At 71.0% G+C, this 20,252-nt stretch carries 15 protein-coding genes; 8 read left to right on the forward strand and 7 right to left on the reverse strand.

Translation table 11 applies throughout. The features are described 5' to 3' along the window. Positions 1-36: 36 nt before the first annotated feature. The 3 genes from LHJ74_RS04985 to LHJ74_RS04995 all read right to left on the reverse strand — a co-directional run bounded on the left by LHJ74_RS04985 (position 37) and on the right by LHJ74_RS04995 (position 3,906). Positions 37-1,089, reverse strand: a complete 1,053-nt coding sequence (locus tag LHJ74_RS04985) for a hypothetical protein (RefSeq protein WP_260216269.1) — start codon at positions 1,087-1,089, stop codon at positions 37-39. A 166-nt stretch (positions 1,090-1,255) separates the two neighbouring features. Continuing rightward, positions 1,256-2,542 carry a metallophosphoesterase gene (locus LHJ74_RS04990; RefSeq protein WP_260216270.1) on the reverse strand — a complete coding sequence of 429 codons (1,287 nt, stop codon included), beginning with the start codon at positions 2,540-2,542 and terminating at the stop codon, positions 1,256-1,258. Positions 2,543-2,781: 239 nt separating this feature from the next. Then, positions 2,782-3,906, reverse strand: a complete 1,125-nt coding sequence (locus tag LHJ74_RS04995; protein WP_260216271.1) for a LacI family DNA-binding transcriptional regulator — start codon at positions 3,904-3,906, stop codon at positions 2,782-2,784. 428 nt (positions 3,907-4,334) lie between these two features. Here LHJ74_RS04995 and hisC point away from each other — a divergent pair, with 428 nt between their 5' ends. The 5 genes from hisC to LHJ74_RS05020 all read left to right on the forward strand — a co-directional run bounded on the left by hisC (position 4,335) and on the right by LHJ74_RS05020 (position 13,898). Next, positions 4,335-5,414: a histidinol-phosphate transaminase gene (gene hisC, locus LHJ74_RS05000; protein ID WP_260216272.1), complete on the forward strand. Its 1,080-nt coding sequence runs from the start codon at positions 4,335-4,337 to the stop codon at positions 5,412-5,414. Positions 5,415-5,635: 221 nt separating this feature from the next. Beyond that, complete coding sequence (locus LHJ74_RS05005) at positions 5,636-7,222, forward strand: cytochrome ubiquinol oxidase subunit I (protein ID WP_260216558.1); 1,587 nt, start codon at positions 5,636-5,638, stop codon at positions 7,220-7,222. A 17-nt stretch (positions 7,223-7,239) separates the two neighbouring features. Further along, positions 7,240-8,286, forward strand: coding sequence for a cytochrome d ubiquinol oxidase subunit II (gene cydB, locus LHJ74_RS05010; protein ID WP_260216273.1), 1,047 nt, complete (start codon positions 7,240-7,242; stop codon positions 8,284-8,286). A 12-nt stretch (positions 8,287-8,298) separates the two neighbouring features. Further along, positions 8,299-11,994: a thiol reductant ABC exporter subunit CydD gene (gene cydD, locus LHJ74_RS05015; RefSeq protein WP_260216274.1), complete on the forward strand. Its 3,696-nt coding sequence runs from the start codon at positions 8,299-8,301 to the stop codon at positions 11,992-11,994. A 239-nt stretch (positions 11,995-12,233) separates the two neighbouring features. Beyond that, positions 12,234-13,898, forward strand: coding sequence for a sensor histidine kinase (locus tag LHJ74_RS05020; protein WP_260216275.1), 1,665 nt, complete (start codon positions 12,234-12,236; stop codon positions 13,896-13,898). A gap of 35 nt (positions 13,899-13,933) precedes the next feature. Here the strand turns inward: LHJ74_RS05020 and LHJ74_RS05025 are convergent, their stop codons facing one another. The 3 genes from LHJ74_RS05025 to LHJ74_RS05035 all read right to left on the reverse strand — a co-directional run bounded on the left by LHJ74_RS05025 (position 13,934) and on the right by LHJ74_RS05035 (position 15,972). Continuing rightward, positions 13,934-14,806 (reverse strand): Cof-type HAD-IIB family hydrolase, encoded by an 873-nt coding sequence (locus LHJ74_RS05025; protein WP_260216276.1) that lies wholly within the window; start codon positions 14,804-14,806, stop codon positions 13,934-13,936. Positions 14,807-14,911: 105 nt separating this feature from the next. Beyond that, positions 14,912-15,406: a hypothetical protein gene (locus LHJ74_RS05030; RefSeq protein WP_260216277.1), complete on the reverse strand. Its 495-nt coding sequence runs from the start codon at positions 15,404-15,406 to the stop codon at positions 14,912-14,914. Next, positions 15,403-15,972, reverse strand: coding sequence for an RNA polymerase sigma factor (locus LHJ74_RS05035; protein ID WP_260216278.1), 570 nt, complete (start codon positions 15,970-15,972; stop codon positions 15,403-15,405). The genes LHJ74_RS05030 and LHJ74_RS05035 overlap by 4 nt, the downstream gene beginning before the upstream one ends. Positions 15,973-16,713: 741 nt before the next feature. Here LHJ74_RS05035 and LHJ74_RS05040 point away from each other — a divergent pair. Then, complete coding sequence (locus LHJ74_RS05040; protein ID WP_260216279.1) at positions 16,714-17,241, forward strand: RNA polymerase sigma factor; 528 nt, start codon at positions 16,714-16,716, stop codon at positions 17,239-17,241. Here the strand turns inward: LHJ74_RS05040 and LHJ74_RS05045 are convergent. Next, positions 17,218-17,721: a hypothetical protein gene (locus tag LHJ74_RS05045; protein ID WP_260216280.1), complete on the reverse strand. Its 504-nt coding sequence runs from the start codon at positions 17,719-17,721 to the stop codon at positions 17,218-17,220. The genes LHJ74_RS05040 and LHJ74_RS05045 overlap by 24 nt on opposite strands. 205 nt (positions 17,722-17,926) lie before the next feature. On the opposite strand from LHJ74_RS05045, the gene LHJ74_RS05050 reads away from it, so the two are divergent. Then, positions 17,927-19,420, forward strand: a complete 1,494-nt coding sequence (locus LHJ74_RS05050) for a class I adenylate-forming enzyme family protein (protein ID WP_260216281.1) — start codon at positions 17,927-17,929, stop codon at positions 19,418-19,420. A gap of 62 nt (positions 19,421-19,482) precedes the next feature. Beyond that, positions 19,483-20,148 (forward strand): 4'-phosphopantetheinyl transferase family protein, encoded by a 666-nt coding sequence (locus tag LHJ74_RS05055; protein WP_260216282.1) that lies wholly within the window; start codon positions 19,483-19,485, stop codon positions 20,146-20,148. Positions 20,149-20,252 lie beyond the last annotated feature (104 nt).

Below are 20,252 nucleotides of genomic sequence, written 5' to 3' on the forward strand. Positions count from 1 at the left end.
CGGGACGCACTTCCCCGAGGGATGACGGGACAGCCCTCAGCCCGGACCCTCGTAGTCGGGGCGGCCGTAGGACGGGCCGTGGAAGTCGGGGCTGGAGTAGTCCGGGCTGGAGTAGCGGGGCCGGGTGGTGAGGTCACCGGTCCCGTGTGAGGCCGGGCTGGAGTAGTCCGGGTGCGAGTAGCCCAGCCGGGGTGTGCGGTGGTCGTCGAGAAGATGCGGATCCGCCACCGTCACGGCGCCCTGCCGATCGGTGAGCGCCTCCTGCAGGAACGGCACGACCCCGCGCTCCAGCAGCGCCTCACGCCAGTCGGCCCGCGCCTCCGCGACCGCCCCCGCGAGTCCGCCCGGGGACGGCTCCGCGCCTGCGGCGGGCGCCTTCGCCCTCATACCGGAGGGGCGCCCCGAACCCGGCTTGGAGCGCGCGCCGTTGCGTACGGCGGCGAACAGCAGCCCGCCCATGCCCGCCAGCGCCGTGGCGGCGGCCAGCACCGCGAAGGCCCAGCCCGCGCTGCGCATCGACCCGGCGAGGGCGGGTTCGGGGGTGAGCAGGTGCATCGCATAGCCGACGAGCAGGAAGATGACGGCGGCCGCGCCGGCGAGCACCGGAGCGAGAACGGAAACGACGGCGATGGCGCCCGCTCCGGCCGTGTCGCCCAGCCCGGCACTGACCACTCCCGCGAGCCCGAGCCCGGCCGCGCCCTCCCTGCCCGGTCCGACGCCGGTCTCGGCCGCGGCACTGGCTGCGGTACTGGGCGGGGTACCGGCTGTGCCGCCGTCCGGGTCAAACCCGGAACCGGAATCGGAATCGGAATGAGAATCGGGACCCGTCGTGCCGTCGCCCGCCTCGGCCGCCGCTTCCGGCATGCGCCGCAACTCCTCGCGCAGCGAGGTGTAGCGCTGGTATTCGGGGGCGGCGCTGGACGCTATGGGACCGGCGGCGGACAGCGCCATGGCGCGCAGCTGTTCGCCGCTCCGCCCGTGCCACAGTTCAGCGAGGCCGGGACGCGCGTGCGCGGTGCGCAGTACTTCGTCGAGAACCCGCTCGAATTCGGGCCGGTCCTCTGCCAGCAGGTGCGGAGCGCTGTTCATGACATCCCCCGATGCTCCGTAGGGCCGTAGGGCCGCGCTGTCGGTCGACGCGGAAACGGGAGGGAACTCGCTACGGCAGAACCGATGGTAGAGCGCTACCGGCACGGGTTGACAGGGTGTTTGAGGAAATCATCCCGTGCCGATACGTCTGTCGGACGCCCCTCCGCTACATCTTCCCGGCAACTGACTGTTCAGCCAGGGGGAGTTGAGTGACCAGTAGTTTTCCGGCCATGGTCACTCCGCCGTCCATGGCGACCGCGAGTCCGTCCGCGTACAGGTGCGGGCCGGTGACGTTCGGCGGGGCGGAGTCGTCGTCCTCGCTGCCGACCTCGCCCAGCAGATACGGGATCGGGCTGTGCCCGTGGACGATCCGCTCGCCGCCGAAGGTGTCGAGCAGTTCGCGGGCGGTGAGCGTGCCCGCGCCCTCCTCACGGAAGGCGAAGCGCTTGGTGAACTTGCGGAACAAGTCCCAGGTTTCGTCCGCGTCGTTGTTCTGGAGCGCGATGGTCACCGCGTCGTTGACCGACTCGATGGTGTCGCCGTACTCCAGGTAGCAGGTGGCGTCCGAGTGCACCAGCAGATGGCGGTCGGCGAGGGCCATCGCGTCCAGCCGGGACATCCACTGGATGTGGTGCTCCTCGAGGCGCTCCATGTCCGTGCGCTGACCGCCGTTGAGCAGCCAGGCCGCCTGGAAGGAGGCGGTGCCCGCTCCGGAGTTGACCGGCGTCTCGCCGAACCTCTTGGCGCCGATCAGCAGCAGTTCGTGGTTGCCCATGAGGGCCTTGCAGTAGCCTCCGGCCGCCGCGGCCTCGGCCGACAGGTTCATCACCAGGTCGATGACGCCGATGCCGTCCGGTCCCCGGTCGGTGAAGTCGCCGAGGAACCAGAGGCGCGCGTTGCCCGCGGCCCAGCGGTCCTTGCCGTCGATGAGACCGGCGGTCAGCAGCGCGGCGCGCAGCTCGTCGAGGTAGCCGTGCACATCGCCGACCACGTACAGCGGGCTCTCGGTGGCGCCGGTGGCGTGCGGCGTGGCGGCCGGTGCGGGCGAGGGGGAGTCGACGAGCGTGGGCTCGCGGACGGACGCCGCCTTGACCACCGGAAGATCGCGCTGGGTGGGCGTGTACCCCGCGGGCCGTCCTCCCGCTGCAGGACTCGGCGTATCCACCGGTCCTGGCGCACTGACCGGCCGCTGCGCACTGACCGGCCCGGACAGTCCGGGCGGACTCATCGGTTCCGGTTCCGTGGCGCCCATGACCGGGCCGTGCGCGTCCCTTGCCTCGCCCGCCCCGGCGTCTCCGCCCGTACGCGCTCCCGCGCCCCCGTCCGCGCCCCTGCGCGGTACCGGGGGCGGGGGCGGGGGTACGGGCGGCTGTGCACGCCGCGGGGCAGCGCCCGCGCCGTGCCATACGTCGGGTCCCTGACCGGCCCCCTGAGTCATAGACCCCTCCACCATCTTTGCGCTCCGTGCTGCGCTCCGTGCACCTGCCGGTTCTGCCCTGGTCGCGAAACCGTCCCGGTGTCGTCGACCCATCATAGGAATGCTGGTCGCGGCTTGTGACGCACCTGGGGGGTGGCAATTGACGCGAGTGCCGGACCGGTCGGTCTTTTGTTCCTTTTCCTCCGCTTACGAGGGTCATCCGTCCCGGCCGGGCCAGCGGAATCCGGGTGCTGAGCGGAAGGCCGCGGAAGGCCTCAGTCCGCCGCGGGTGAGCGCGGCGCGCTGACGGTCGTCCGTGACGGCAGGCGCTGGGAACTGGTGCGGACGATCAGATCCGTCGGCATCACCTGCTCCACCGGCCGTCCGCCGCCGCTGCCCTCGATGGCGTCGATGAGCAGCTGGATCACCGTGTTCCCGATCCGTCCGGGCTTCAGTGACAGGGTGGTGATGGGCGGTTCGGTGGTCGCGTACACGGTGGACTCGCTGCAGCACACCAGCAGCAGATCGTCCGGCACCCGCAGCCCGTACCGGCGGGCCGCCGCGAGCAGGTCGGTGCCGTTGGGGTCGAACAGGCCGTACACCGCGTCGGGCCGGTCCGGCCGGGCGAGCAGCCGGTCGGCGGCCACGGCGCCCGCGCAGGGGTCGTGTGCCGGGTAGGACTCGACGACCGGGTCCTGTCCGACGCGCTCGCACCACTGGAGGTAGGCGGTGGTGGACAGCCGGGTATAGGTGTCGGTGGTGTTGCCGGTCAGCAGCCCGATGCGGCGGGCGCCGGATTCGGCGAGATGGTCCAACAGTCCGCGGACGGCGGCCTCGTGGTCGTTGTCGACCCAGGCGGTGACGGGGAGCGAGGCGGCAGGGCGGCCGTCGGAGACGACGGGGATGCCCGAGCGCATCAGTTCGGTCACGACGGGGTCGTGGTCGGAGGGGTCGATGACGACGGTGCCGTCGAGGGCGACGTTCGACCAGATGTCGAACGCGCTGTGCCGCGAGGTGGCGGGCAGGATGACCAGCGCGTAGCCGCGTGCGAGCGCGGCCGAGGTGGCGGCACGGGCCATTTCCGCGAAGTAGGCGAACTCGGTGAAGGTGAAGGGTTCTTCGCCATAGGTGGTGACCGTCAGACCGATCAGTCCCGACTTGCCGGTGCGGAGCGTGCGGGCCGCGGCCGAGGGCCGGTAGCCGAGTCGCTCGGCGACCGAGCGGACATGGCTCCGGGTCGCCTCGGGCAGCCTTCCTTTTCCGTTGAGTGCGTCGGAAACCGTGGTGATGGAGACTCCGGCGGCCGCGGCCACATCGCGGATGCCCGCGCGACCGTTCAGCCGACTCCCCGATCGAGGGGTGGCTGTCCGGCTCACCTGATGCTTTTCTGCTGCTGTCATGGCGACCCGATCGTAGGCCCGCAGGAGTGTGTTCGCGGGGACGTACAAGCAAAGGTGGGCAGGCACGATTCTGCATGACAGTCATGCCCTAACGGCCTTGGGAATTCCGGTAGTTGCCCGGTAGGTAGAGCGGATCATCCCAGATAGGACCCGTTGCTCCAGCAGAATCAGCCAGATTGCGAATCATTCGCAACTCACCTTCACGGGCGACGCGCGCCACCGCGCTCGCCACCGGCGCACGGGTGCGGCGGCACACACCCCCGCCCTCCTGCGACTCTGCCTCAGTCATTGCCCTCAGTCGACGACGCTCCGCGTCGCCTCCCTCCTCCGCCTTGGATTCGAAGCCGCAGGAGGCCACTCGCTGATCCACTCCCCACCGCGCGGGAGGTCGTTAGGGTGTGGAGTATTCGTCGCCGAGGAGGCCGCTGATGTCCGAGAACACCCCGAAACTGCGGAGCGCGCTGGACGGTATGCCCGCCTACGTGCCGGGTAAGCGGGACACCGCCGGCGGCCCGGTGGCGTACAAGCTGTCCTCCAACGAGAACCCCTATCCGCCGCTGCCGGGCGTGCAGGAGGCGGTGGCCGGCGCGGCTGCCTCCTTGAACCGCTACCCGGACATGGCGTGCGCCGGGCTGCTGGCCGAGCTGGCGGAGCATTTCGCGGTGCCGGTCGAGCATCTTGCCACCGGCACCGGATCGGTGGGTGTGGCACAGCAGTTGCTGCAGGCCACAGCTGGTCCGGGCGACGAGGTCATCTACGCCTGGCGGTCCTTCGAGGCGTACCCGATCATCACCCAGGTCTCCGGCGCGACCTCGGTGCGGGTGCCGCTGACGGCGGCTGAGGAGCATGATCTGGACGCCATGGCGGCGGCGGTGACCGACCGCACCCGGCTCATTTTCGTCTGCAACCCCAACAACCCCACGGGTGCCGCCATCCCGCGTCCCGCGCTGGAGCGCTTCCTGGACAAGGTGCCCGCCGGTGTCCTGGTGGTGCTGGACGAGGCGTACCGGGAGTTCGTCCGCGACGAGCGGGTGGTCGACGGGCTGGAGCTCTACCGCGACCGGCCCAATGTGTGCGTGCTGCGTACCTTCTCCAAGGCGTACGGCCTGGCCGGGCTGCGGGTCGGCTTCGCGGTTGCGCAGGCGCCTGTCGCCGCTGCGCTGCGCAAGACGGCGGTGCCGTTCGGGGTCAGCCAGCTCGCCCAGGACGCGGCGGTCGCCTCGCTGCGCAGCGAGGAGGCGCTGCTGGAGCGGGTGGAGTCGCTGGTCGGCGAGCGGACGCGGGTCGTGGCGGCGCTGGCGGAGCAGGGCTGGCCGGCGTTGGACTCACAGGCCAATTTCGTCTGGCTGCGGCTGGGCGAACGCACCGGGGACTTCGCGGCGGCCTGCGAGCGGGCCGGGGTGATCGTCCGGCCGTTCGCGGGCGAGGGCGCGCGGGTGACGATCGGCGAGACGGCGGCGAACGACCTCTTTCTGCAGGTGGCTGAAACCTTCCGCAAGGAGACGTGACCGAGGCTGCCCGGGGTGCCTGAATCAGCCACCCGGGGAGCTCTCGCGGAGCCGGATACGGGCCGCCGTCACCACTGACGGCGGCCCGTATGTGGTGAAAGGGGACCCCCCCGTCTCGCTCCAGAACACTTCGGGCATAATCAGCTTGTGAATGTGAACTCATTCACAAGCTCACTCACGTCGTGCGTACACCCCCGCCCGTGCCGACCGAAGGAGACCGCGTGGACCTCGCCCTGGCGCCGGAGACCCTGGCGCGCTGGCAGTTCGGCATCACCACCGTCTACCACTTCCTCTTCGTCCCGCTGACGATCTCACTGGCCGCCCTCACTGCCGGGCTCCAGACGGCGTGGGTGCGTACGGGCAAGGAGAAGTACCTCCAGGCCACCAAGTTCTGGGGCAAGCTCTTCCTGATCAACATCGCGATGGGCGTCGTCACCGGCATCGTGCAGGAGTTCCAGTTCGGCATGAACTGGTCGGACTACTCCCGTTTCGTCGGTGACGTCTTCGGTGCCCCGCTGGCCTTCGAGGCGCTGATCGCCTTCTTCTTCGAGTCGACCTTCATCGGCCTGTGGATCTTCGGCTGGGACCGGCTTCCACAGAAGATCCATCTCGCCTGCATCTGGACCGTGGCCGTGGGCACCGTGCTGTCCTCGTACTTCATCCTCGCCGCCAACTCCTGGATGCAGCACCCCGTCGGCTACCACCTCAACGAGGAGACCGGCCGCGCCGAGCTGAACGACTTCCTCGCCGTCCTCACCCAGGAGACCACCCTGGTCGTGGTCTTCCACACGCTCACCGCCGCCTTCCTGGCCGGCGGTGCGTTCATGGCGGGCATCTCCGCCTACCACCTGCGGCGCGGGAAGCATGTGACGGCGATGCGTACCTCGCTCCGACTGGGGCTCGTCACCCTCGTCGCCGCCGGAGCGTTCACCGCCGTCAGCGGCGACCAGCTGTCCAAGGTGATGTTCGAGCAGCAGCCGATGAAGATGGCCGCCGCCGAGGCGCTGTGGGAGTCCGAGGCGCCCGCCCCCTTCTCGCTCTTCGCCTACGGCGATGTCGAGAAGGGGCACAACACCGTCGCCGTCCAGATCCCCCGCCTGCTCTCCGTACTGGCCAACGGCGACCTGTCCTCCGAGGTCCCCGGCATCAACGACGTCAACGCCGCCGAGCAGGAGAAGTTCGGGCCCGGCGACTACCGGCCGAACATCCCCGTCGCCTACTGGAGCTTCCGCTGGATGATCGGCTTCGGCATGACCTCCGTGACCCTCGGCGCCGCCGGTCTCTGGCTCACCCGGCGGAAGGTCTGGCTCGCTTCCGCTCTGCGCACCGAGGAGACCGAGGTGCCGCGCCTCGCGCTCACCAAGCACCGGGCGCTGGGCCCCGCGCTGTCCCGCTGGTACTGGCGGCTCACCGTGCTCACGCTCGGTTTCCCGCTGATCGCCAGCTCCTGGGGCTGGATCTTCACCGAGATGGGCCGCCAGCCCTGGGTGGTCTACGGCGTGCTGCGCACCCGGGACGCCGTCTCACCGGGCGTCTCTCAGGCCGAGGTGCTGATCTCGATGAGCGTCTTCACCCTGCTCTACGCGATTCTCGCCGTCGTCGAGGTCAGGCTGCTGGCGAAGTACGTCAAGGCGGGGCCGCCCGAGGTGACCGAGGCGGACCGGCGTCCGCCCACCCGCGTCGGCGGGCCGCCCGGACCGCGCGTCGGCCTGGGCGCTGATCCTGACGCGGACCCGAACGCGGAGTCGGACGACTCGAACGCAGATTCGGACGACGACGCCGACCGGCCGATGGCCTTCTCCTACTGAGAGCTGAGGAGCGAGAGATGGAACTCCACGACGTCTGGTTCGTCCTCATAGCGGTCCTGTGGACCGGCTACTTCTTCCTGGAGGGCTTCGACTTCGGAGTCGGCGTCCTGACCAAGCTGCTGGCCCGGGACCGCCCCGAGCGCCGGGTCCTGATCAACACCATCGGCCCGGTCTGGGACGGCAACGAGGTCTGGCTGCTCAGCGCGGGCGGCGCCACCTTCGCCGCCTTCCCCGAGTGGTACGCGACCCTCTTCTCCGGCTTCTACCTGCCGCTGCTGCTGGTCCTGGTCTGCCTGATCGTGCGCGGGGTCGCCTTCGAGTACCGGGCGAAGCGCCCCGAGGAGCGCTGGCAGCGCAACTGGGAACACGCGATCTTCTGGTGCTCCCTGCTGCCCGCCTTCCTGTGGGGCGTCGCCTTCGCCAACATCGTGCGCGGCGTGAAGATCGACAAGGAAATGGAGTACGCCGGGAGCCTGCTCGACCTGCTCAACCCGTACGCGCTGCTGGGCGGGCTGGTCATGCTGAGCCTGTTCACCTTCCATGGTGCCGTCTTCACCGCACTCAAGACCGTCGGCGACATCCGAATACGCGCCCGGCGGCTGGCCACCGTGCTCGGCTGCGCCACCGCACTCCTGGCGCTGGCCTTCCTCGGCTGGACCCAGGCCGACCAGGGTGACGGCACCAGCCTCGTGGCGGTGTGTGTGGCGCTGCTGGCGCTGCTGGCAGCAGTCGGTGCCAACCTCCGGGCGCGCGAGGGCTGGTCGTTCGCGCTGTCCGGGGTGACCGTGGTGGCGCTCACCGCGACGTTCTTCCTGCTCCTCTTCCCGAACGTCATGCCCTCCACGCTGGATCCCGCCTGGAGCCTGACCGTCACCAACGCCTCCTCCACTCCGTACACGCTGGAGATCATGACCTGGTGTGCCGGGATCGCGGCACCGCTCGTGGTGCTCTACCAGAGCTGGACCTACTGGGTCTTCCGCAAGCGGATCGGTACCCAGCACATCGCGGACGCGCCGCACGGTGCGGGCGCTTCGGACGCGGCTCCCCTCGTCGAGAGCCACTGAGGAAGGTTTCACGTGAAACCTATCGACCCCCGGCTGCTCCGGTACGCCCGCGCCACCCGTGGTTTCCTGCTGGCCTCCGTGGCGCTGGGGCTGGCCGGAGCATCCCTTGTCATCGCCCAGGCGATGCTCATCGCCGAGGTCGTCGTCCGCGCGTTCCAGGACGGCGACGGTGCGGCGGACCTGCGGGTTCCGCTGCTGCTGCTCGGCGGAGTGGCCCTCGGACGCGCACTGGTCTCCTGGCTGACCGAGCTCGCCGCCCACCGGGCCGGAGCGGCCGTCAAGTCCGAGCTGCGGCTGCGGCTGCTGCGCCGCGCCACCGTGCTGGGACCGGACTGGCTGGGAGGCCAGCGGACAGGTGAGCTGACCGCGCTCGCCACCCGTGGCGTCGACGCTCTGGACGACTACTTCGCCCGCTATCTGCCGCAGCTCGGCCTGGCCGTCGTCGTGCCCGCCGCCGTACTCGCCCGCATCGTGTGGTCCGACTGGATCGCTGCACTCACCATCGCCCTCACCCTGCCGCTGATCCCCCTCTTCATGATTCTCATCGGCTGGGCCACGCAGTCCCGGATGGACCGCCAATGGCGGCTGCTCACCCGGCTCTCCGGGCACTTCCTCGACGTCGTCGCCGGACTGCCCACGCTCAAGGTCTTCGGCCGGGCCAAGGCCCAGGCCGAGAACATCCGGGCGATCACCGCCGACTACCGCCGCGCCACCCTGCGCACCCTTCGCCTCGCCTTCCTCTCCTCCTTCGCGCTGGAACTCCTCGCCACGATCTCCGTCGCGCTGGTAGCGGTCGGCATCGGCATGCGGCTGGTGCACGGCGACCTCGACCTGTACACGGGGCTCGTCGTGCTCGTACTGGCACCCGAGGCATATCTTCCGTTGCGCCAGGTCGGGGCCCAGTACCACGCGGCGGCCGAGGGGCTGGCCGCCGCCGAGCAGGTCTTCGACGTCCTGGAGACTCCGCTCTCAGCCACCGGTACCCGGCCCGCCCCCGACGCCGGGCGGGCAAGCCTCATCCTGGACCAGGTCCTCGTACGGCACGAGGGCCGCGCGCATGACTCGCTGCCCGAGACCAGCCTCAGCGTCGCTCCGGGGGAGACGGTCGCGCTGGTCGGCCCGTCCGGTGCGGGCAAGACCACACTGCTGAACACCGTGCTGGGCTTCACCCGGCCCACCGCCGGACGCGTGCTGCTGAGCAGTCCGGGGCCCGGCGCCACTGAAGCCGGCGCCACTGAAGCCGACTCCGCTGAAGTCGAACTGGGCGAAGTCGACCTCAGCGGATGGCACCCGCAGATCGCCTGGGTCTCCCAGCACCCGCACCTGTTCGCCGGGACGCTCGCGGAGAACGTACGGCTCGCCCGCCCCACCGCCACCGACGCGGAGGTGCGCGCCGCCCTGCGCCAGGCCAGCGCCGCCGACCTCGACCCGGCGGCGGTACTCGGCGAGCACGGCGCGGGCCTCTCCGCGGGCCAGCGGCAACGCGTGGCGCTGGCCCGCGCGTTCCTCGCCGACCGGCCGCTGCTCCTGCTCGACGAGCCGACCGCCGCACTCGACGGCGGTACCGAGGCCGAGATCGTCGAGGCGATCCGCAGCCTCGCGGCCGGTCGTACGGTGCTGCTGGTCGTGCACCGGCCCGCGCTGCTGGCGCTCGCCGACCGGGTCGTCACCCTGCCCGCCCCGGACGCCCCGCCGTACTCGGCGCTGACTGGGGCCAAGGGGACGGGGAACATGCCGACGCACGGCGCGCCCGATGCCGAAAGCCCGGCTTCGTCGGCGAATCCGGCCCCGGACCAGGGCCCGCCCGGCAGCAGCGGCGACACTGCCGCAGCCCGCGGCCCGTTGGCCTGGCTGCGGAGCGTCGCCCGGCCGCTGACCGGACGCTTCACGCTCGCACTGCTGCTCGGCGCCCTCGCCGTGGGCAGCGGGGTGGGCCTCATGTCCACCTCGGGCTGGCTCATCTCACGTGCCTCCGAGCAGCCCCCCGTGCTCTATCTGATGGTCGCCGTCACCGCCACCCGCGCCTTCGGGATCGGCCGGGCGGTCTTCCGCTACGCGGAGCGCCTCGTCTCGCACGACGCGGTGCTCCGCGTCCTCGCCGATCTGCGGGTCACCGTCTACCGGCGGCTGGAGCGGCTCGCGCCCGCCGGACTGCGCCGGGCCCGGCGCGGCGACCTGCTGACCCGGCTCGTCTCCGACGTCGACGCCCTCCAGGACTATTTCCTGCGGTGGCTGCTGCCCGCCGCCACCGCGCTGACCGTCTCCCTCGCCGCCGTGGCCTTCACCGCCGCGCTGCTGCCGGCGGCCGGTGCCGTCCTCGCCCTCGGCCTGGCCACCGCGGGCATCGGCGTACCCGCCCTCTCCGCCGCGCTCTCCCGCCGCACCGAACGCAGGCTCGCCCCCGCACGGAGCGAGCTGGCCACCCGTACCGTCGACCTGCTCACCGGCACCGGCGAACTGACCGTCGCCGGGGTGCTGGCGGCCCGTACGGCGGAGGTGCGCGCCGCCGACACCGCCCTGACCGGCATCGCCGCGCGCAGTGCGAGCCGTACGGCGCTCGGCTCCGGGCTGACCGCGCTGGTCACCGGGCTCACCGTTTCCGCCGCCGGATGGGTGGGCGCACAGGCCGTGGCCGACGGGCGGCTGGCCGGGGTGTGGCTGGCTGTCGTGGTGCTCACCCCGCTCGCCGCGTTCGAGGCGGTGGCCGGGCTGCCGCTCGCGGTGCAGTACCGGCAGCGCAGCAGGCGTTCCGCCGAGCGTGTGCGCGAGGTGCTCGGCACCCCCGAGCCGTGCGGCACGAGCCGGGGCGGCACGGAAGCCCTGCCCGCGCCGGACCCGGCACGGCCGCCGCGGCTCGCGCTGCACGGTGTCAGCGCCCGCTATCCGGGCAGCGGCACCCTCGCCCTCCGCGGCTTCGACCTGGAGCTTGCACCCGGCCGCCGGGTGGCCGTCGTCGGCGTCTCCGGCTCCGGCAAGTCCACGCTGGCGCAGGTCCTGCTCCGCTTCCTGGACCCCGAATCCGGTACGTACACGCTGTCGGGCGGTGTCGATGCGACGGCCGCCGATGCGACGGCCGCCGATGCGACGGCCGCCGATGCGACGGCCGCCGACGCCGACGCCGTGCGCCGTCTCGTCGGACTCTGCGCCCAGGACGCACACCATTTCGACAGCTCGCTGCGCGAGAACCTGCGCCTCGCCCGGCCCGGCGCCACCGACGCGGACCTGCTCGACGTGCTCCGCGCCGCGCGCCTCGACGCCTGGGTGCGCTCCCTCCCCGCCGGGCTGGACACCCTGGTGGGCGAGCACGGGGCGCGGCTCTCAGGCGGCCAGCGCCAGCGCCTCGCCCTCGCCCGCACGCTGCTGGCCGACTTCCCCGTCCTCGTCCTGGACGAACCCGCCGAGCATCTGGACCTGCCCACGGCGGACGCGCTGACCGACGATCTGCTCGCGGTGACGGAAGGCCGTACGACGGTGCTGATCACCCACCGGCTGTACGGGCTGGCAGCGGTGGACGAGGTGATCGTGCTGGACGGGGGACGGGCGGTCGAGCGCGGGACGTACGCGGCGCTCGCCGCCACCGAGGACGGGCCGTTCCGCCGGATGCTGGACCGCGAGGCGGAGACGGACGCCCTGCTGGCGGGCAGTACCGGCGCACCGGGGAGGGGTGGACCCGGCTTTCCTCCCTTTCCGGTGCTTACCAGTGCCTGACGAGACCCTGGGGCCGCGCCGTACCGGGCGTCGCGGCTGCCACGAACCTGCGCGGTGCAGCACTAAGGGCTGTCCCGTGATCCCTGGCGGGCGCACGACGACAGCTACGGCACCTCGCTGCGTTGCCGGAACGCCCGGATACACCCAGTATGAGGACGCCCCTCCGCCTTGCGAAGCACCGCATCTGACGCCGCGCGCTGATCCACCAGGGATCACGGGACAGCCCTTAGGCTCGCTGTATGCCCGCGCCCCACGACCGGCTGGGCCGGCCCGGACCGCCCGTCCACCGGGCCGCCGCGGCGGCCGTCCTCGCCACCAGCGGCCTGGAGTCCCTCCCCCACGACCACGCCGCCCGCCTCCCTCAGCTCCTGGAGGCGATGAGCGACCTCGGTACCGGCTCCGAGCTCCACAGCACCCTGGAGCGCATCGTGCACACGGCCGCCCGTGTCGCCGACTGCCGCTACGCCGCCGTCGGCGTACTCGCCCGCGGCAGGGAGGGCCTGGAGCATTTCGTCACCCACGGTCTGACCTTTGAGGAGCGCACCGCCGTGTGCCGCGATCCCGATCTGCGGCACGGGCTGCTCGGGTCCGGGCGGCGCACCTTCCTCGGCTTCCCGGTGAAGGTCGACGGGCGCCATGCCGGTGATCTCTACCTCACCGACAAGCACGGCGGGGGAGACTTCACGGCGGACGACGCGCTGCTGGTCAAGCTGCTGGCCACCGAGGCGGGCATCGCCGTCCGCAACGCCCGGCTCAACGAGGCGGCGCGCCGCCGGGAACGCTGGATCGAGGGCAGTGCCGCCGTCACGACCTCGCTGCTCTCGGGGTCCGATCACGCGGCGCACGACGCGCTCACCGTCGTCGCCGAGCAGGCACGCAGGCTCGCGGACGCCGCGGCCGGGATCGTGCTGCTGCCCACCGACGAGGGGGGTCTGGAGATCGTCGCCGCCTCCGCCGAGGACGCGCAGGAGCTGATCGGCACCGTGATGCGTCCGGGCAGCGAGACGGTGGGGCGGCTGCTCGCGGGGGAGCCGGTGTTCGTGGACGATCCGGCCCGTGACCCGCGTATGCCCACGCCCGTCGCGGAGCGGTTCGGGCCGAGCATGATGCTTCCGCTGCAGAGCGGCGGCCGGATCATCGGGACGCTGGCGGTGCCCCGCGCGGCTGGGGCGGAACCGTTCACCGGGGAGGAGAAGACCCTCGCCGCCCAGTTCGCCGCCCAGGCCGCGCTGGCCCTCGTCCTCGCCGACGCGCAACGCGACCGGGAGCGGCTCGCGGTCTACGAGGACCGTGACCGGATCGCGCGGGATCTGCACGATCTGGTGATTCAGCGGCTTTTCTCGGCGGGCATGACCCTGCAGGCCACCCGGCGCCGGGCGACCGAACCGGCGGTTGCCCAGGGGATCGAGGAGGTGACCGGCCAACTGGACGCGACGATCTCCGAAATCCGTACCGCGATCTTCGCCCTCCAGCAGGATCCGGGCCAAGCCCCGGCGGGGTTGCGTACCCGGGTGCTGCGGGAGGCCGGGCTGGCGGCCGAGCCGCTGGGCTTCCAGCCCTCGGTTCACTTCGCCGGTCCGGTGGATTCGCAGGTCGGCGAAGCGACGGCGAAAGCCCTGGTGGCGGCGGTGCGGGAAGCACTTTCGAACGCCTCCCGGCACGCGGCGGCGAGCCGGGTCGAGGTGACGGTGGACGCGGGCGTGGCGCTGCCCGATGGCTCACCGGGCGTACGGCTGACGGTCGCCGACGACGGGGTGGGCATCCCGCCGGAGGGACGCCGCAGCGGTCTGGACAACCTCGCGCGCCGTGCGGAGAGCCTCGGCGGCACGGCAACCTGGTCGCCCGGCCTCGGCCGCGAGGGTGAGCGGACCGGCACCACGCTGACCTGGCAGGCCCGGCGCTGAATACGCGGCCCCTCAGCCCCTCAGCCCCGGTCAGTTCAGCTCCGGCCCGTTAGCAGCCCTTCGATAACCGCCGCGACGCCGTCCTCCCGGTTGGAGCCGGTGTGGCGGTCCGTGGCCGCCAGCACCTCCGGGTGGGCGTTGGCCATGGCGTACGAGGTGCCGGCCCAGGCCAGCATCTCCAGGTCGTTCGGCATGTCGCCGAAGGCGATGACCTCGTGGGGGGCGATGCCGCGCTCCGCGCAGCACTGGGCGAGGGTGCTTGCCTTGCTCACGCCCAGGCCGCTGATCTCCAGCAGCGCGGTCGGGCTGGAGCGGGTGAACTGGGCGTGTTCCGCCGCGCCCGCTCGCGCCAGTGCCAGGAACTCGTCCGGGTCCTGCGTGGGGTGGTGCGCCAGCAGCTTCAGCACCGGCTGGTCGGCGAAGGGCTTGCCCTCCCCGTCGGTGACCGCCTCGGAGAGGAGCTTTTCCGCCGGTGCGGTCAGTGCGGCCGGGTCGAGGTAGAACGGCGGGTACGCGGGCTCGTAGTGGATGCCCTGGGAGCGTTCCACCGCGAAGCTCACTCCCGGCGCCACCCGGCGCAGCGTCTCCACGACGGCCATCGCGTCGGTCCGTTCCAGCGGCCGCACCTTCACGATCCGCCCGCCACGGTGCAGGTCCACGACGGCGGCGCCGTTCGCGCAGATCGCCAGTCCGTGGCCGTGCACGTGGTCGCTGACGACGCCCATCCAGCGGGCGGGGCGTCCCGTCACGAAGAAGACCTCGATCCCGGCCTTCTCGGCGGCGGCGAGCGCCTCGACGGTACGGGCGGAGACGGACTTGTCGTCCTGCAGCAGGGTGCCGTCCAGGTCGGTCGCGATCAGCCGGGGCAACGGGAGAGGGGCGGCTTCGGGGCGCGCGGAAGGGGACATCACGCCCCCATCCTTCCGTACACCCCCGCACAAGCGTGCACTGGGGCGCGCGCATGAGCTGATGCACGCGCGCCCCGGTACGGACCGGATCCGGCGCTCAGCCGCTCAGGTCTCCGCGTGCGGTGCGGTGCGGCGCAGGGCGGTGCGGCGGCGAGCGCGGGCGATCATCCGCAGGCCCCGGGATCTGCCCAGCGGGCGCAGCGGTGTCAGCAGGGAGGTGAGCCGGGTCTGCCGCAGACCGCCGAGCACGGCGAAGCGTGTGCCGCTCCCCTCCGCCACGGCCGCCATCCCGCCGACCACGTACTTGCTCTGCATCAGGCACCATCCCGGCTGCAGCAGCACCTCGAACCGCGCCCGGTGCCGGAAGAGGCTGTACGCCCAGACCTGTTTGCGCTCCTCGGGCCCGGGCGGCACGTGAAAGGCACTCAGCGTCGGTACCAGGTGCGGGAGTTCGCCCTCCAGGTCGCTTGCCATCGACCACACGTCGGCGAGAGGGGCGTCGATGTACTCGTCCGCGTACATCACAGAGTTGAGCCCCGCGGCCATCACCCGCAGCCGCAGGACGGGATCGAGATCGGCCGTAGGCCAGTCGGTGGTCATCGGGTCCATGCCTTCCGGAAACTGTTGCGGGCCCGGTGCAGCCGGGACTTCACGGTGCCGCACGATATGTTGAGGACCTCGCTCGCTGATCGCTCGTCGAGGCCCTCCAGTTCACGCAGCACCAGGACCGCGCGGTGTTCGGACGACATCCGGCGCAGCACATCGTGCACGTCCGCGGCGAGCTCCGTGCCCTGCCATCCTGCGACGTCGTCGAACTCGCTCACGGGGGTCTCCCGCTGGGCGCGCCTGGCGACCCGTACGGCTTCGCGCACGGTGATGACGCGCACCCAGCCGTACAGGGCCGTGGGGTCCTTGAGTCTGGGCAGGCCCTGGAAGACCGCGATGAGCGACTCCTGCACCGCGTCCGGGCCGTGCGTCAGGGCGATCGGACGGCACAGTCGGGTGACGTAGGGCGTCAGCAGGTTCAGCAGGTCGTTGAGGGCCAGGGCGTCGCCGGACTGTGCGGCCTCCACGAGTCTGGCCGCGGCGGTCCACCGGTCCGCGTCCTCCGGCGGTTTCCGGGAACCGGACTGGTGCCGAAGGGTGTCCATGCCGGTTGTGTTCATCTGCCACTCTCCTCACGTCCCTGGTGCGGGGCCTCGTTCCACAGGCACCGTGCGGGGGTTCCCTGTGTGGAGCTTCTTAAGGACAGAGGGCCTGGTGGCGCCGGGCACTCCCCGGAGCGGCAACGTGGCGCAAATCGCTCTGGCGCTGACCGCGGGTGACGAACGCCGCCGACCTGCATGTGACGAGGGGCTGCCTGTGTGTGACAAGAAAATTGGACAACTTTCGGAAGCGGGGGAGTGTTACGGGCTCGGGCCGACTCTTCCCTCATGTCGACGATGCCTGTCGCAGCGGTCCGGGCCACGGGCCGCTGCGACGCCCGCCCCTGACGCCCCGACTGGTTCCGCGGCCCGTTACGCAGAGTGTCACAGAGAAGGAGCTCCATCCCGCCTCAGCCCGACGCGCACCCCTCGGAAAATTAACGACAGCAAATGCCGTGAAGTTCACTTTGTAATTACTTTGTCCCGACTCCTGAGAACCATCAGATTACTTGATGACCTTCGCCACCCCTGGTGTTACGGTGACCTACGGGTTCCAACGAAACTTGAATTCGTGCTCGACGGGGGGGTACGCGCACTCCACTGGTTCTTCTTACGAATTGGTTACTCGCGAGTCGACTATTGGATTGCGCTTGGCCGGGCGAAGTTCATGCCATGTGCGCTTTGTTTCTGCGACACCTTTGGCTTGACGACCGCCCGCCGTTTCCTCGTCCACACAGGGCAACGTGACGAGGGGGCGCAGTGATGGGTACTGAGGCCGGGAGAGCAGTAGTCCGCGATCCGGACGTGCTGGCTCGGTTAGTAGAGGGCGCCCAGCGTGGCGACGCGCTGGCCATGGACGAACTGCTCGGGATCCTCCTGCCTTACGTCGGCCGCATCTGCGGACCAGTGGCGCAGCAGGACGGGGCGGACGCGGCGCAGGAAGCGCTCATCGCCGTCTTCCGCAACATCCGCCAGCTCAAGACGCCCGCGGCACTCTTCGGATGGGCACGCGCGATCGCCGTCCGCGAGGCCGTGAAGATCGCCAAACAGCGTCAGAAACTCGTGCCCGCCGAGTGGGAGGACCTGCCGACCCCCGATGATCTGCAGCTCGCGTCGGACATCGCCGACGTCATGCGAAGACTCGCGCCCGAACATCGGGCCGTACTCACCCTGAGACATGTCGACGGCCTCAACGAGCAGGAGGTCGCCGAAGTGCTGGCGCTTCCCGTCGGCACCGTCAGATCCCGGCTGTTCCGAGCCAGGCGGTCATTCCGCAATGTCTGGGAATGAACGGGCCGCCACCCGCTGCTGCAAGCGGTCGAAGAGCTTGCCGAACCGGTGCTCCGCCCGGAGCCGCCGCACCCTGTCGACGACCTGGCCGCCGGGAAACCGCGCACTGCTGTAGAAGGCGAACCTGCTGCCCTCCCCCTCGGGCACGGCCGCCATACCGCTGGTCAGAACTCTGCCCTGCATCAGGCACCAGCCGGGACGCAGCACCACCTCGAAGCGCTCGCGATGCCCGATCACGCTGACGGCACGCCCCGAGTGCCGGTCGCCGCCGGACTCGAGGATCGTGAACGACCGCAGACCGGAGACGATATGGGGCAGTTCGCGCTCGAGGTCGGACGCCACGCTCCACAACTGCCGGACCGGCACGTCGAAGTGCCGCTCGGCGTAACTCGGGTATTTCGCCGCGCCCGCTATCACCTGCAGTTGCCGCAACGTGTCGAGGTCCGCCGTGGGCCAGTCCTCGTCCACCACACCGGTCATGAGCCACCGATTCCTCTGTGTCGGATGCGCGGGAGCGTCGCGTATACCGCTCCATAGCCATGCAGATGAATACCGATCCGGACACTCGCCGAAACAAGCGCACCAAGAGAATCTCGGATACGCGGGGAGTGCATCACCGCCGCACGGCCTCTTACGTCTTGTAGGAGCAGGATATACGCATGCATCGGACCAGGGGAGCAACGGCATGTGGCTTACTCAGTTGCTGGAGCGCAACCGACAGTGCTTCGGTGCGCGGGCGGCACTTGCCGATATGCGCGGGGCGCTGACCTGGGACGAACTCGCCCTGCGCGTCGAGGCGCTGGCGTCCCGGCTGGCCGCGCACGGAGTGCGGCACGGGGACCGGGTTGCCGTTTTGTCGAGGGATCGTAAGGAAGTGGTGGAGACCTACTTCGCGCTCGGCCGTATCGGTGCTCTGTTCGTGCCGCTGGACCCGGGTCTGGTTTCCGGTGAAATCGCGGAACTCGCCGCACACGCCAAAGTCGCGGGAATCATCGGCGAGCGCGATCTGCTCGAACACGCGGACCAGCATGCCGCCGTCGGCGGGTGGCGGCTCGCCTTCGAGGACGCGGTCTTCCAGGGTGTTGCCGGCAGTGCCGAATCCCTGGACTCCGAACCGCACGTCCGGACGGACGACCCGGTGGCGATCCTCTACACCTCGGCCACCGGCGGCCACCCCAAGGGCGTGGTCGTGGACCACCGTTCGGTCAAGGACATCTCCCTCGGCTGGCTGGCGGCGACCGCCCCGCCCCCCGGCACCGTGCTGGTCACCTGCGGTCCGCTCTTCCACGGCACCGTCGTACTTGCCCTCGCCCACCTGGCAGCCGGTGCGACGCTGGTGATCCCCGGCCCCCGAGCCGAGGACATCGTCTCCGCGGCACGGACCCACCAGGCCACCCATATGTGGCTGGTGCCGGAGACCCTGCAGGGCGTGGTCGACCATCTCGCCACCCAACCGCACGACACCCTGCCCGCCTCGCTCACGGAGATCCTCTACGGCGCCGCGCCCCTGTCCGTCGACCTCTACGCGGCGGCCGCCCGGAGCATCGGCTGCGGCTTCCGCCAGGTCTACGGACTCACCGAGGCGGGCGGCCCGCTCGTGACCCTCGGGCCCGACGAACACCCGGACCCGTACGGCAGGCTCCCCGAGATCCTGCCCGCGGGGCGGGTCATCCCGGGCATGTCGGTACGCGTCTGCGACGCGGAGGGAAAGCCGCTGCCGGAAGGGCACACCGGCGAGGTCCAGATCCGCGGCGACGGCCGGATGCGCGGCTACTGGCGGGACCCGGCCGCCACCGCCGCGGCCTCGGTCGGCGGCTGGCTGCGCACCGGTGACCTGGGATACCTCGACGGTGACGGCCGCCTGCATCTCGTCGACCGCCTCACCGAGGTGATCATCAGGAACGGCAGGAACATCTACCCCGCCGAGATAGAGCGGGTGCTGCGACGGCATGCGGCCGTCGTGGACGCCGCCGTCGTCCCTGTCACCGACGGCGACGAGGGGGAGGTACCCCTGGCGCTGGTCGTCCTCGCGCACGGCGCGGGCGTCGCCCGTACGGAGATCCTCGGGCACCTCGCGGACGCCATGGCGGAGTACAAGATCCCGAAGGACGTGCGGATCATCGAGGAACTCCCGCGCGGCTCCACCGGAAAGGTGCAGAAGAAGCTGCTCACGGCGTAGAGCTGGGGCTCATGGACCCCAGCATCCCAGGAATCTGCATCCCAGGAACGGAAAGAAGCACTGTGGACTCCATCGGTACCCTCCTGCCGCTACCACGCGCACTGACGCACTTCCGGCCGCGGACACCGGGGCTCGGCTTCGGCACGGCCTCCGTCCACGAGGGCCCGCCGGTGGCGGTCCGGGAAGCTGAACGGCAGCTGTCCCGGACGATGCCGCCGCGCCGCCGCGCCGACTTCCTGATCGGGCGCAGCGCCCTGCACCGCGCGCTGCGCGCCGCGGGAATGTCTGCGGACGCCGTGCTCTACGACGGCACCCGCCCCCTGCTGCCGGACGGGACCTCGGCGTCGATCAGCCACTCCGAGGGCGTCGCGGTCGCCGTGGCCGGACGCTCCGAGGACTTCCGCACGCTGGGAGTCGACCTCGAACTGAACGCCCCGCCCCTGGCGGCCGCCCACCTCGTACTGAGCGGCCCCGAAGAGGCGTCGCTCGGGCAGGCGGGTTCGGTGGCGCGCCAGCGCCTGTTCGTCATGTACTCCGCCAAGGAAGCCGCGTTCAAGGCCCTCAGCCCGGTGCTCGGTCCGGAGCTGCGGGGGCTGCGCGACATCCGGCTGCACACGCACAACGACGGTTACCTCGCCGGTGTCCCGCGGCATCCCTCAGTCTCCGTACGCGTGACGGTGCGGCATCTGCCGCAGGGCGTCCTGTGCTGGGCCGTCCCGCACGACTGAGGCCGGCGCCCCGTCAGCCGGAATCTGCCCCGCCCGCCGCCCTGACGCGGCACTGGTGCCCGGCCCCACACCGGCTTCGCCCTCACCCTTTACGGAGACCAAGC

Origin of the sequence: Streptomyces gossypii (genome assembly GCF_025165795.1) — a bacterium.
Classification (GTDB): domain Bacteria; phylum Actinomycetota; class Actinomycetes; order Streptomycetales; family Streptomycetaceae; genus Streptomyces; species Streptomyces gossypii.

Excerpts from the sequence above, each read along its gene's own strand:
- LHJ74_RS05020 (WP_260216275.1), top strand. The coding sequence starts at position 12,234 with ATGCCCGCGCCCCACGACCGGCTGGGCCGGCCCGGACCGCCCGTCCAC.
- LHJ74_RS05030 (WP_260216277.1), bottom strand. The coding sequence starts at position 15,406 with ATGACCACCGACTGGCCTACGGCCGATCTCGATCCCGTCCTGCGGCTG.
- LHJ74_RS04995 (WP_260216271.1), bottom strand. The coding sequence starts at position 3,906 with ATGACAGCAGCAGAAAAGCATCAGGTGAGCCGGACAGCCACCCCTCGA.
- LHJ74_RS05040 (WP_260216279.1), top strand. The coding sequence starts at position 16,714 with ATGGGTACTGAGGCCGGGAGAGCAGTAGTCCGCGATCCGGACGTGCTG.
- LHJ74_RS05035 (WP_260216278.1), bottom strand. The coding sequence starts at position 15,972 with ATGAACACAACCGGCATGGACACCCTTCGGCACCAGTCCGGTTCCCGG.
- cydB (WP_260216273.1), top strand. The coding sequence starts at position 7,240 with ATGGAACTCCACGACGTCTGGTTCGTCCTCATAGCGGTCCTGTGGACC.
- LHJ74_RS05045 (WP_260216280.1), bottom strand. The coding sequence starts at position 17,721 with ATGACCGGTGTGGTGGACGAGGACTGGCCCACGGCGGACCTCGACACG.
- LHJ74_RS05025 (WP_260216276.1), bottom strand. The coding sequence starts at position 14,806 with ATGTCCCCTTCCGCGCGCCCCGAAGCCGCCCCTCTCCCGTTGCCCCGG.
- hisC (WP_260216272.1), top strand. The coding sequence starts at position 4,335 with ATGTCCGAGAACACCCCGAAACTGCGGAGCGCGCTGGACGGTATGCCC.
- LHJ74_RS05050 (WP_260216281.1), top strand. The coding sequence starts at position 17,927 with ATGTGGCTTACTCAGTTGCTGGAGCGCAACCGACAGTGCTTCGGTGCG.
- LHJ74_RS04985 (WP_260216269.1), bottom strand. The coding sequence starts at position 1,089 with ATGAACAGCGCTCCGCACCTGCTGGCAGAGGACCGGCCCGAATTCGAG.
- LHJ74_RS04990 (WP_260216270.1), bottom strand. The coding sequence starts at position 2,542 with ATGGTGGAGGGGTCTATGACTCAGGGGGCCGGTCAGGGACCCGACGTA.